Raw genomic sequence first — 12,584 nt, 5'->3', positions numbered from 1 at the left:
CACTTGTGCACCGGTTGCCTCGCTGAGCGCAAAGACGCCATCGCTGCCGGCGGCAACGTACACCCGCCCGCCGCCGGTCACCGGCTGCACGTTGCGCGGCAGCCCAAACTTGCCGCTGGCAATTTTACCCTGCCCATCCGGGCCGTTCCAGATCCACTTCAGCCGCCAAGGGGTTGCCACCCCCTGCTGGGTGAAGCTGGTGCGCTGGGCATCGTGGGCGTGCTGCGTCCACTCCGTTGCGCCGCTTTGCTTGGCAATGAAGGGCAGATAGACCGGCGTTGAGCCGCTTTGCAGCAGGGGGGCTGCCAGACCGCTTAATGGAAGCGATGAAAAGACCAGCGCGGTCAAGATACATAGAAAAGTAAAAAGAAAATGGGAAAAGAACTTGCGCGCGGGCATCGCCTTACTCCTTTCTGCCCGTCCGGGTGAAGAAAACGATTATAAAAATTATACGGAATAGCCGGATGGCGCGAAGTTAACGTTTTTGTTAACTTAACCTCAATTCGGAATAAATCATTTCTACATCAACTTTCGCATTTTCGTCCCCCTCCCGCCTCCCCCAAAATCGCCCCTGCGATTTTGGGGGAGGTGCAGGTGGGGGCATTGGCATCGCATGCCGGGTTTTGATCTTATCCCGAACTCACGTTAACTTAAACTGAGATCCATGTCGTGGCTTTCCACGATCATAATTTCTCACCGCTCAACGAACCCCAACGAACTCAGGTGAACGGATATTCCGGGCACTTTTACACATCACGGCTTTAATAAACTGGGTGTTGTTTTTGTAACTCTTTAGAGCAGGTTGTATAATGAAAACGATGAAAGAGTGCACAAGGAAGGTCTCATTGAATTCGCCAGTGCTTCAGAAGATTACTGGATTTGATTGAAAACAAAGTCAGGAGAATTGGTGGTTAAAAGCTCCACGGAATCTCATCTGCAGAGCTGGAAGAGCCGGGTTGAAAACGATTTCTACCTCAACCAGATTGTGCAGAATATTGAACAGGTTGTATGGCTGCAGAAAATTGACTTTAGTCGAATACTTTACATAAGCCCAGCCTTTGAGAGTGTTTGGGGTCGGCCTTGCGAAAGTTTGTATGCCGACCCTATGATTCTGATTGAAAGTGTTCACCCGGAAGATCGGGTGCAAGTGATGGTGGCAAAACCTCTCAACAGTCGCAAACCTTTCCATCAAGAGTATCGCATACTGCGTCCAGATGGCAGCCAGCGCTGGGTTTCGACGAGGACCATTTTACTCCACAGCGAATCTGGTAAAGAAGACCTTCTATTTTGTATTGCACAGGACATCACCGCTCAAAAACAGCTTGAATTAATGTTGCGCATCACTCTGGAGCGATTCCGCGAACAGGTTAATCTCAGCCGGAGGTTGAGTCTGGCCCGAAAACCTGAAACGGTTTTGAAAACTGTAATGTCTGCCCGAGAATTGCGTTCAGCTCAGCGGGCAACATTGCTCACTTTTGAAGATCCTGAAAAAGGTCCCGCCGGTGGTGTTGAATTAACAGCCTCGTGGCAGTCGGGACAAGATCCAACCTCCTGGTTGAGCGAATCCAATCTATATGAAGAAACCGGGTTTTGGGAGTTACTCAAACCCAACCGGGTGGTGATCATCTCTGGCGTTCAAACAGATCCCAGATTGACATCATGGGTACGCGATTTTCTTCTGGAAGGACAGGTTCAAGACATGGTAATCTTCCCGTTGATTGCGATAGGGGAATGGGGGGGTTGCCTGTTGGTATATTATTCGAAAGGCCATCATTTTGATCCATCGGCTCTTCGTCATCTCAATGTACTCATGAGTCAGGCTTCCATCACTCTCTACAACCTTAAGAAACTTGCAATAGAGGAGGATTTCCGCCGCGAAGCTGAAAAAGCCAATCAAATCAAAACCGAATTTCTCGGGATGATCTCGCATGAGCTGCGCACGCCCTTAACTTCCATTCTTGGCTTTACCTCAACCTTATTAGCCAAAGATGTGAGGTGGGATGCCGATGAACAGAACGATTTTATCCAGACCATTCAAAATGAGGCTTACCGGCTTCAGGAACTTGTAGATCGCCTGTTGGACTTATCTCGACTGGAGGCGGAAATGTTGCCAATTTCCATGAAATCCAATTCGCTTAGCGAGGTGGTTGAAGAGGCACTGTCACAGATTCAAAGCCTGACAGCGGGGCATACCATTTCTCTTCACATCCCGGCCAACTTGCCGCCCGTTTACGTTGACGCAAAGCGGATTGTGCAGGTGCTTGTCAACCTGATTCGCAATGCCTCCACTTATTCTCCAAAGGGTACTGAAATCAGCATTTCGGCCAGTGTGCGCGGTGGTTTTATTCAGGTTAATGTGAGTGATCAAGGTCCTGGTATTCCTCCGGTTGAACATAAAAGGGTTTTTGAGGCTTTCAGGCGGGGAGATGATATCGAGAAAGGTTCGACACAAGGCGCCGGTTTAGGGTTAGCGATTTGTAAAGGCCTGGTTGAAGCTCATGGTGGTCGCATCTGGATAAAGAGGAAAAATACTCCGGGGACGACAATTTCTTTTACCATCCCGCGTGTGCCTTTGCATGAATCGGAAACACCCGCAAAAGATGAGAGGTAGACCATGGGAAATATATTACTTGTTGAAGACGACCCGAGCATTCGTAAGCTGGTGCGGGTTAACCTATCCAAACGGGGTTACTCGGTTATAGAAGCGGCAGATAGCCATGAGGCAATTACCCTGTTTGAAAAAATCCCCTTCGATCTGGTTCTGCTTGATTTAATGTTGCCGGGACTTTCCGGGGTTGATGTGACGTCCTATATCCGAAAGCGTTCGGACGTACCGATCATCATCTTGAGCGCACGATTGGAGGAAGATCTCAAAGTTGCTGCCCTGGATGCCGGTGCGGATGATTATGTGACCAAACCCTTTGGGTCTGAAGAATTACTGGCGCGGGTACGGGCTTTTCTTCGCCGGTCGTACGTGTCAGCAAAAACATCTGAAACCAAGATAGAAATTGACGAGTTAAGGATTGATCTGGCACAACGTCGCGTCTTTATTGCCGAAAATGATTTGCACCTGACCAAAACGGAGTATGCCATTCTGGCTGAACTGGCTCTTCATCTGGATTCCATCGTTACTCACGATGAACTGATTGCTTCAGTATGGGGAGTGGAATATCGAGGTTCAAACCATTATTTACATTCTTATATTGGCCGATTGCGCAAGAAAATGCGGGAATATGGTGCGCTGATCGAGACAGTACCCGGAATGGGATACAATTTACACTCCAAGAAAATCTACTGATTCACCGTACATCCCAATTTTCGGTTCACCGTTTAATAGAGATTTTACAGGTTGTATTAGGGACATTGATAGCTCCTTTCGTTTACGATGGTAGTAGAGAAAAATCCATCTAAAGAAAGGAAGCAATATGCGTAACCGACAAAGCAGCCGATATAGCATGAGCCCGCCGGTTGAGATTCAGCCGAATATCGGGTTGGATAGCGATGTCCGTCATTCGGTTGTGGACATGCTCAACCATACGCTGGCCAATGAAGTTGTTCTGTCGGTAAAAACCCGCAGCGCGAAATGGAATATATGTGGAACACGTTCCTTTGACCTGCAAATCCTTTTCAAGGCGCAATACCAGCAACTGAATCACATCTCTGACAAGATTGCAGAGCGAGCGCGTATGCTTGGCGGGACTGCCATTGGCAGCCTGAATGAATTTATCAGGCTTACTCGCTTAGCGGAACAACCCGGCATCGTCCCAGATATTTTACAACTTTTGGCCGACCATGAAATCTCAATTCGTCTCCTGCGTGAAGACGTCAGGAAATGCAACGAGGATTACGAAGACGAAGGCACTTTTGAATTGCTGGTAAGTGTGATGCGTTTGCACGAAAAGATGGCCTGGCGACTTCGTTCGTATATTCAACCGGAGACCAATCAGCGCCAACACAAGGTTGCTTGACTTCACCTTTCCCCTAACTTAAGGGCTAGCCAGGCTCTACCAAACGTTCCTGATGAATCCAATGCCGATGGTCGAGATCATTGGTTCGGAAGGAAGGTCGAACCGCTTGAGGAACAAATCAAAACCGCCCGGTTACTGGACGACTAGATGGTGTTTTTTGAGAGAATGCCAGAATGGGCACGCTCAGCAAGGCGAAACCGTAATTGTAAGTCGGGCGAGTCGGGATTGACGAACCAAAAAAGTTTATTCAGTGAAATGCTGTGATTGGGCATCACCCATTGTGGCATGATCACAAATTAAGGCGAAAGCCAGAAAAGAGAATAATGAAATGAATGATCGAAAATTGGAAAACAAAATTCGGCAGGATATTGCCAGAATTAAAAAAGACATGGAAACTCTGGCCGGGCATAGCGCTACCAGAGTGACCAGGTTTGGGGATGACCTTTCCAAAGGAACCGATAATGCTAAAGGCGACCTCGTCACATGGGCAGAAGATAACGTTTCTGACATGAGCAAAGAGTTGGAACAATTAACAGGTGATGCCAAAGACACTCTGGTGAGCGTTGCGGCAAAAGTCAGGAAAGAAGTGGGACACGGATTACACCAATACAATACCAAAGTTCAGGAATTTGCAGACAAAGCTCCCGGTAGCCTCGGCAGGGAAGCGGTCAGATACCCGTGGGTAGCCCTTACCCTTACCATGGTTGTTGGTCTGATGCTGGGTATGTTACTCAAACCTGCCCGGTGACCATTAAATTACCCCTCAACATAAGAATTTGATTTTACAGGAGAAAACACGATGAACAACGATATCTTTGAAGGAAAATGGAAGCAATTGCGCGGACAGGCGAAAATCTGGTGGGGTGAACTGACCGATGATGACCTGGAAAAAGTCAACGGTAAATTGGATAAATTACTCGGTCTGCTCCAGGAAAAGTACGGATACACCCGGCAGCAGGCAGAAGAAGAATTGGAAAAGAGGACAAAATGACCGATTACAAAGAAGTCAGAACTACCCAACACGAACAGGGAGGCCAAGCGCGGGTTACTGGTTTTAAAGTCACCCAGCTGATCTGGTTGATGCTTGGCCTTCTCCAGGGAGTGCTTGGGCTGCGGTTTATCTTCAAGTTGATCGCGGTCAACCCGGCCAATGCGTTTGCAACCTTTCTTTACAGTGTGACCGACCTTTTTGTGGCTCCATTTGCCAGCCTGATGGGTGCCCCGGCGGCCAGCGGTATGGTGCTCGAATTATCCACCCTGCTTGCTATGATCGTTTACGGCCTGGTCGGTTGGGCTATAGTGCGGCTTGTTTATGTTCTTTTTTACCGCCCGCGCGGCCCCATGAGCACACGGCAAACAGTTGTTACAGAGCATGCTCCTCAGCATGATGGTAACCCTACCTGAACAACTGCCGGCTGTGAGGGTTTGCCTTCGTGGAAAATGATTCGGCACTGTTTGTCACCAAATCTCACGAAAACGAAACCGATAATTTTTCACCCCAAATCCTCACCACCTCGCCGGTTTATTTCATGGTAGGTCAAAAAACGGTGTGGTGTATAGAATTCTTTGAAAGGAGAATGACCTGTGAACCTGATAAATTTCATCTTGTGGCTGTCCGTTGGGGCGGTTATCGGCTGGCTTGCCAGCCGAATGGTAAAAGCTGAACGTCGGTTGGCTGACAAGCCCATTGCTATGTATGAAGGATGACAGTTCTGGATAAGTTTTTCCAGCTTGTCTGGTAAGTGTAATGTAAGGAAATGCCCGGTTGATTTTTCTTCGTGCTGCTGCTGTTGAAATAAAATGGCTGCTGCCGACTCAAGAATAACCGGGTTTTCCGAATCTCGAATTTCAATTTTCGGTTAAGAAGATTTTGAAGGGAAGTATGACAGTTCCACCAACACCACAAACATTTGAATGGACGTTTCGACGCATTATGGGGGCAACGCTCGTGTTTGCGATTGTCGCCCTCAGTTTTTTTCTGTTTTATCGGTTTTATCAGGCCTTCTTTGCTTTATTCATCGCCATCCTGTTAGGCACGGTAATCAGACCGTTTGTTGGCTGGTTGAATCGGCGAGGTCTCCCGCGGATTGGCGGGGTGATTCTGGTTTTTCTCCTGTTGCTCGCCGTGACCATCCTCTTTGTTTTGTTATTGTTTCCCTTGATCCTGGAACAGGGGACCACCATTGTTGGTGCAGTACCGGGGTACTACCAAAACCTGCGCGATTGGATCTCCTCCTTTCCGGATCCATTGGTGAGGGATATCAGCGAGTTCCTGCCAGCGACCTTACCCGGCCTGACACCGATCCAACAAACCGGATCCGGCATGTTGATTTTCGCAGGTCAGGCTGCTGTTGTTGTGTCATCAACCCTTAAGTTGATCTTTTTATTCACCGCTATTTTACTTTTAGCCTTTCACTGGACACTGGAAGGAAGCGGGACAATTCAATCCCTGTTATTGTTGGTTCCAAAAGTTAACCGAGAGAAAACAGCTGAGTTGATTTCGGCAATTGAATCCAAGGTGGGTTCTTATTTTGTCGGCCAGATTATCCTTTGTCTGGTTATCGGGGTAGTGTCGCTTGTTGTCTATATGCTTTTAGGTTTACCCAACGCCCTGGTACTGGCACTTGTTGCCGGCTTACTGGAAGCAGTGCCGATGATTGGGCCATTTCTGGGCGCCATACCGGCGGGTGTGGTTGCTTTATCCATAGCCCCTTCAAAATTGATTTGGGTGGTTGTTGCCACTCTGGTAATTCAGCAGTTGGAAAGCATCTTCCTCGTGCCGCGCGTGATGCGTAAAGCGGTGGGGGTCAATCCATTCGTCAGCCTGCTGGCAATTTTTGCCTTCAGCACTTTATTTGGCATAGCCGGCGCCCTTATGGCCATTCCGATTGCAGCGATTATTCAATTATTACTCAACCGCTATGTCTTTCACCCCTCCGCCATGGCGCAAGAGCCTTCAGTTGACCGTAATTATGCCAGCCGACTTCGTTATGAAGCGCAAGACCTTGCTCACGACCTGCAAAAACAAGCACGGCTCAAAAAAACAGGATCAACTCTGCGAGTCAAGCAAATTGACCATGTGATGGATGAAATTGAAACGATTACTACCGATCTTGATACTTTATTGGCTCAGATCCATACTTCAGGTGCATCATGACAAAAACCGTGTTCAGATTTGCATTGGCAATTATGACTACCCTTCTGATTTTGGTGGTTTTATGGCAATTTGGCGTGGTAATTGTGTACGTGCTGATCTCGCTGGCGCTCGCTTCAGCGTTCCGCCCTTTGGTTTACCGTCTGAAAGGGAAGAGTATCATCAGGCGTGCTGCATGGATTTTACTGTACGTCGCAGCCGTTGGCAGTTTCGGCATCTTTCTTTTTCTGACCGGTAAGAACGTCTATTCTGAAAGTCAGCATTTGGCTCAAACTGTTTCAGTGCAGGATGAGTGGAGGTTGCCAGTATGGCTGGAAGGCAGCATCTTCCAGCAATCTGTGATTACCCGACTGCCTTCCCCCAGCATGCTTTCCGAGGCAATTACCGGCAGTGAGGGGCAGTATATATTGCCGTTCATTTTGAATCTCACCAAAGGCATTGGCGGCATCGTCGCTGCTGCGGTCATTATTCTCTTTTTGAGCGTTTACTGGAGTACCAATCAAATTAATTTTGAGAGACTGTGGCTCTCGTTGTTACCTTCTACGCAGCGCAAACAGGCGCGAACAATTTGGCGGATTATCGAACTGGAAATCGGCGCTTACATACGCGGACAGTTAATTCAAAGTTTTCTGGCAGGTCTTCTGTTGGGGGTTGGATACTGGCTGCTTGGAACGCCATACATTTTTACCCTGGCACTGGTCGGGGCTCTGGTTTGCCTGATTCCAATCGTCGGGGCGCCTCTGGCAGTTATTCCTCCCCTTTTGATAGGACTGCTGACCAGTACCCAACTCAGCCTGTACATGGTGATTTACACAATGGCGGTTGTGCTCGGTTTGGTGGTTTGGATTAAACCGCGTCTTTTCAACCGCAGATGGGACAATCCCATCCTGACCATTGTTCTGCTCATTGCGCTGGTAGAAGTTTTTGGTCTGATTGGTATCATCCTGGCACCGCCCCTATCGGTTATTGGCAATATCCTTTGGACCCGCCTGGTCACCCATCCCCTGCCGATACGGGCTACGGCTCAGATTTCGGATCTCAAAGAACGACTTGAACGCATCAGGAGCGCAACAAAAGAAATGGAAGGGGATTCTTTGCCGCTTGTGACCAGCTCAATGGAACGACTTACCAAATTGATTGCAAAAGCAGAACCCCTTCTTCAGGCGGTTGACTCGGCTGAGTTTGCCGATGCGGAAGGAGAATTGGTGAAAGCCGGATCCATAAAAAGTGATCTTTCGTAAAACCAGTACAAGTTATATGAAATCTCGATCATGAGTAATGCAGGATCAATCTATTTGGTTCGTTTTCAGGGTGGACATTTTGGCGAGACTCTCATTGTGGCTGGCCGGCAATTCTATAAGCCAATCGCAAAATGTTGGGTGGGATGCAGGTAGTTGAGCTGGATTTTCGACAGAAGACTGGTCATTGTTTCAGGATAGATAGATTTTTATAGAGATTTTTCAGGTTATATGCGGGACATGGCGAGCTCCAATCGGATAAGATGATATTGGAGTAAAGACCAAATCCAGTCTTCCTTGAAGGGAGGTTTGGGTCAACCAAAAACCTGGAATCCCAGGAAACAAAAATATTCCTATATGAGGAGAAACCAATGAATATCATAATTTATTTGATTGTTGCTGCAGTAATCGGTTGGGCGGCAACCATGATCATGCGCGACCGCTCAAGCTTGCTTATTAACATCGTTGTAGCTGTTGTTGGGGCATTTCTGGCTGGCTGGTTCCTTAGCCCAATATTTGGTGTCGGAACTATCAACGATGCGATCACGCTTCCGACCATGCTGGTGACACTGCTGGGTGCCATCATTTTGCTTGCAATTGTTCGTCTTGTTCGCCGAGGGCGATAAATCAAAATACCCGGCCATTCTTCCCCGCGGAGGAAGTAAATTAACCGCTCAAGGGTGGGGGTGCTTGAATGCACCTCCACCACACCATTACCCGGCGAGGGCAGAATCGATTTTAAAGTTTTGACCTCGAAATGAACCTTGCTGGAAAAATTAGCCAGACATCTGGCAAATTAGCAAACCAAAACCAAAAGGAGAAATATCATGTGGACGATTGTCATTATCCTCGTCGTACTATGGCTGCTCGGCTTTTTTGGCCGGAGGATTAGCCCCAGTTTCCCAAAAACCGGAAATTGGATTCATGCGTTGATTGTGATCGCGATCATTCTGGTCTTCTTGCAGTTGCTTGGGCTCGTTTAGTCCGCGCTTTGCAGGCATAAAAGCAACCCAATTCAAGAAAGGTGATTGGAACAATTACCCAATCACGTCATCATCCACTCCGCCAGTCGGTTAATCCACCGGCTATGGCGGATGGCACAAGAAGTCTTTGGAAGGAATTCTTTATCCAGAATGACGATTGGATTCAGACGATCCTTCATCCCTTGGCCTGGAGTGATTGACCATTGTTGTTTGTACTCCGACCAGCAAAATTCATTTGTCTATGAAAGGAAAATCCTATGAAAACTTGCGAGAATGTAATGTCTCCCAATCCCATTTGTTGTCTGCCAACTGATAACGTTACAAGAGTTGCAGAGTTGATGAAGCGCGAGAATATCGGCTCCCTGTTGGTAATTGATAATGAGCAAAATCGAAGATTGATTGGCATAATTACGGATCGTGATCTTGCCTTGAAGGTTGTCGCTGAAGCCCGTGACGCAAAAACCACCCAAGTAGAAGCCGTAATGACCCGTAAGGTTGTATCCGTTCGGGTTGAGGATGATTATCATCGTGCATTGGAAGCGATGTCAAAATATCAGCTTCGCCGAATCCCCATCGTCAACAATGAAAATAAAGTAGTCGGGATCATTTCTCAAGCGGATGTGGCGATACGTTTGAATACACCGGAAAAAACAGGGGAAATTGTGAAAGATATTTCTCAAGCCACCATCAAGTAAAAGATGATCCGCCACCACATATTGCGAGGGTTAAACCTCGCAATAAATTATGGAGTAGGGGGATACTTATTCTAAATTGATTTATTTATTCCAAAGATACTCTACAAATTCGTGTTGCATAAGTCAATAGAACTTGAATAAAAATACAAAATTGCATAAATATTCATTTGCAATTTTCGCATAAATCTGATGGATTAAACATCCCGATTTGAAGGCTTACCAATTTATCCAATCGGCGTTGTTGTTCACAACTTTTCCGCTTGTTGTCTAAATTCACAATTGTGAAAAATATTCACAAATGTATTGTATTTTGTGCGCGAATTTTGTACATTAATCTCAATCCCTTTTTCCACTGCCCGAACCCATGGAAACGCAGCGTATTGAACTGCTCGCCCGGATTGCTGAAATGTACTACGAGCAAAACCTGACCCAGAGCCAGATCGCTCAAAAGGTCGGTTATTCGCGTTCGATGATTTCGCGCATGATCAGCGAGGCGCGCGAAAACAACATTGTTGAAATCCGCATTCACTACCCGCTGCAGCGCGTGCGCGAGCTGGAAACCTATTTGCAGGATACGCTGTGCCTGAAAGAGGTGCGGGTTTTACAGCGCGGGGCATTGACCCACACTGAAATGCTGCGTCGCCTGGGCGCCATGGCCGCTTTGATGCTGGAAGAACATCTGCACGAACACATCACCATCGGCACTTCGTGGGGCACCGCCCTGTTCGAAACGGTCAACGCGGTACGCACCCAAAGCCTGGAGGGATTGCGGGTGGTGCAGATGATCGGCTCGCTGGGTACCCCCAACCCGGATATTGACGGGCCGGAGCTGGCGCGCCGTCTGGCGCGGCTGCTCGGCGGGCAGTATGCGACCATGCCCCTGCCGTTGATTGTGGACAGCGAAACGACCCGTACGGCTTTGTTGAACGCCCCCCACGTTCAGCGGGTCATTCATCATTTTGCGCAAATTGACCTGGCGCTGGTGGGGGTTGGTACGGTGGATTTTGAATATGCCAGCCTGCTGCGCGCCGGTTATCTCGATTACCGCCAGCTGGAATCCCTGCGCGAGGCCGGTGCAGTGGGGGATGTGTGTGCCATTCACATTGACATTCAGGGCAACCTGATTGATACCCCGCTGACCCGCTGCATTGTCGGAGTGGATGCCAATACGCTGCGCGGTATTCCGGTGCGGATCGGGGTGGCAGGGGGGCAGTCCAAAGCGCTGCCCATTCTGGCAGCCAGCCGGGCAGGCTTCATTAACCATCTTGTGACCGATGAAATTGCTGCACTGCGCATTCAGAAATACATCGAAGGAGAAAAGGCAAAGTAATTATGGAATGGACTTCTCTGGTGGAAACCGAAATTTATCAGCCAAATCACCAGCGGCTGATCGAAGAATTGGGAGAACCCCGCCTGCGGGAGTGGGTTCTGCAGATGAATATCATCCGCGCCTTTGAAGAAAAAGCCGAAGACCTGTTTGCGCGCGGGCTGGTACACGGTACCATGCATCTTTCCATCGGGCAGGAAGCGGTTGCCGTCGGCGCTTCCGCAGCCATGCAGGATGGCGATTACCTGCTCAACCACCACCGCGGACACGGGCACTGCCTGGCATGGGGCAGTGATGTGCGCCTGATGATGGCCGAGTTTTTGGGCAAAGAAACCGGCTACTGCCGCGGGCGGGGCGGTTCGATGCACATTGCCAACGTGGAGATGAACAACCTCGGCGCCAACGGCATCGTCGGCGGCGGCATTCCCATTTCGGTCGGGGTCGGCTTGAGCATCCGCAAACGCAAAACCCGGCAGGTCTGTCTGACCATCTTCGGGGACGGCGCTGCCAACGAAGGCGCATTTCACGAATCGCTGAATATGGCCAGCATCTGGGATTTGCCGGTCATCTACCTGTGCGAAAACAACCAGTACGCCATGTCCATGGCGGTGCAGAAAGCCTTCAAGATCCCCCACATCAGCCTGCGGGCGGCGGCCTACGGCATGCCCGGTGTCACCGTGGACGGCAACGACGTGTTGGCCGTCTACGAGGCCGTGCGCCAGGCCGCGCAACGGGCCCGTCACGGCCAGGGGCCGACCCTGGTGGAAGCCTTGACCTACCGCTGGCGCGGCCATTCCAAGAGCGATCGCCAGCTCTACCGCACCCGCGAGGAGGTCAAGGCCTGGCAGGCCCGCGATCCCATTCGACGGCTGGCCGATCTGCTCGGCCTGAGCGAGGCCGAACAAGCCGAACTGGCGCAGCGGGCGCGCGGCCAGATCGAAGAGGCCGTGGCCTTTGCCCAGGCCAGTCCTGAACCCGATCTCAGCACCATCATGGAAGGCGTGTATGCGTGAGATCACCTACGTGGAGGCCGTACGCGAGGCGCTGGCCCAGAAGATGCGCGAGGACCCCACCGTCTTTCTCATCGGTGAAGATGTCGGGGTCTACGGCGGTGCCTTTGGCGCCAGCGCCGGCCTGATCGAGGAATTCGGACCCGAGCGGGTGATCGATACGCCCATCTCCGAAGCCGGCATTGCCGGCGCCTGTATCGGTGCTGCCC

General features: G+C 49.7%; 14 protein-coding genes and 2 pseudogenes. 15 read left to right on the top strand and 1 reads right to left on the bottom strand.

Going from position 1 to position 12,584, the window contains the following annotated elements; all coding sequences use genetic code 11:
* Window positions 1-399 (bottom strand): annotated as a pseudogene (locus tag ACWIZX_RS09850) (PQQ-binding-like beta-propeller repeat protein); the annotation flags it as partial.
* Window positions 400-907: 508 nt separating this feature from the next.
* Here ACWIZX_RS09850 and ACWIZX_RS09845 point away from each other — a divergent pair.
* The 15 genes and pseudogenes from ACWIZX_RS09845 to ACWIZX_RS09775 form a co-directional block, all read left to right on the top strand.
* The gene (locus ACWIZX_RS09845; RefSeq protein ID WP_448335632.1) at window positions 908-2,611 is read left to right on the top strand and encodes an ATP-binding protein; all 1,704 of its coding nucleotides are present in this window, start codon (window positions 908-910) and stop codon (window positions 2,609-2,611) included.
* Window positions 2,612-2,614: 3 nt separating this feature from the next.
* Window positions 2,615-3,298 (top strand): response regulator transcription factor, encoded by a 684-nt coding sequence (locus tag ACWIZX_RS09840; protein WP_448335631.1) that lies wholly within the window; start codon window positions 2,615-2,617, stop codon window positions 3,296-3,298.
* A gap of 127 nt (window positions 3,299-3,425) precedes the next feature.
* A complete protein-coding gene (locus tag ACWIZX_RS09835) occupies window positions 3,426-3,968 on the top strand; it encodes a Dps family protein (RefSeq protein WP_448335630.1) in 543 nt (180 codons plus the stop codon).
* A 328-nt stretch (window positions 3,969-4,296) separates the two neighbouring features.
* A complete protein-coding gene (locus ACWIZX_RS09830) occupies window positions 4,297-4,716 on the top strand; it encodes a hypothetical protein (protein ID WP_448335629.1) in 420 nt (139 codons plus the stop codon).
* 51 nt (window positions 4,717-4,767) lie between these two features.
* Window positions 4,768-4,959, top strand: coding sequence for a CsbD family protein (locus ACWIZX_RS09825; protein WP_448335628.1), 192 nt, complete (start codon window positions 4,768-4,770; stop codon window positions 4,957-4,959).
* Complete coding sequence (locus ACWIZX_RS09820) at window positions 4,956-5,372, top strand: YggT family protein (protein WP_448335627.1); 417 nt, start codon at window positions 4,956-4,958, stop codon at window positions 5,370-5,372. Before ACWIZX_RS09825 ends, ACWIZX_RS09820 begins: the two co-directional genes overlap by 4 nt.
* Window positions 5,373-5,552: 180 nt before the next feature.
* On the top strand, window positions 5,553-5,675 hold the full coding sequence (locus tag ACWIZX_RS09815; RefSeq protein ID WP_448335626.1) for a hypothetical protein: 123 nt from the start codon (window positions 5,553-5,555) through the stop codon (window positions 5,673-5,675).
* A 175-nt stretch (window positions 5,676-5,850) separates the two neighbouring features.
* Entirely contained in the window at window positions 5,851-7,125 is a 1,275-nt protein-coding gene (locus tag ACWIZX_RS09810; RefSeq protein WP_448335625.1) for an AI-2E family transporter, read from the top strand.
* A 32-nt stretch (window positions 7,126-7,157) separates the two neighbouring features.
* Window positions 7,158-8,363 carry an AI-2E family transporter gene (locus ACWIZX_RS09805; protein WP_448335624.1) on the top strand — a complete coding sequence of 402 codons (1,206 nt, stop codon included), beginning with the start codon at window positions 7,158-7,160 and terminating at the stop codon, window positions 8,361-8,363.
* 368 nt (window positions 8,364-8,731) lie between these two features.
* Window positions 8,732-8,986 (top strand): GlsB/YeaQ/YmgE family stress response membrane protein, encoded by a 255-nt coding sequence (locus ACWIZX_RS09800; RefSeq protein ID WP_448335623.1) that lies wholly within the window; start codon window positions 8,732-8,734, stop codon window positions 8,984-8,986.
* Between the two features lie 201 nt (window positions 8,987-9,187).
* Window positions 9,188-9,343 carry a lmo0937 family membrane protein gene (locus ACWIZX_RS09795; RefSeq protein ID WP_448335622.1) on the top strand — a complete coding sequence of 52 codons (156 nt, stop codon included), beginning with the start codon at window positions 9,188-9,190 and terminating at the stop codon, window positions 9,341-9,343.
* 257 nt (window positions 9,344-9,600) lie between these two features.
* On the top strand, window positions 9,601-10,038 hold the full coding sequence (locus tag ACWIZX_RS09790; protein WP_448335621.1) for a CBS domain-containing protein: 438 nt from the start codon (window positions 9,601-9,603) through the stop codon (window positions 10,036-10,038).
* A gap of 364 nt (window positions 10,039-10,402) precedes the next feature.
* Window positions 10,403-11,368: a sugar-binding transcriptional regulator gene (locus ACWIZX_RS09785; protein WP_448335620.1), complete on the top strand. Its 966-nt coding sequence runs from the start codon at window positions 10,403-10,405 to the stop codon at window positions 11,366-11,368.
* Between the two features lie 2 nt (window positions 11,369-11,370).
* Window positions 11,371-12,378 carry a thiamine pyrophosphate-dependent dehydrogenase E1 component subunit alpha gene (locus ACWIZX_RS09780; RefSeq protein WP_448335619.1) on the top strand — a complete coding sequence of 336 codons (1,008 nt, stop codon included), beginning with the start codon at window positions 11,371-11,373 and terminating at the stop codon, window positions 12,376-12,378.
* A pseudogene (locus tag ACWIZX_RS09775) lies at window positions 12,371-12,584 on the top strand (alpha-ketoacid dehydrogenase subunit beta); the annotation flags it as partial. The gene ACWIZX_RS09780 and the pseudogene ACWIZX_RS09775, both read left to right, overlap by 8 nt.

It is taken from the genome of Bellilinea sp. (genome assembly GCF_053501535.1).
This window is presented reverse-complemented; position numbering and strand designations above follow the sequence as displayed.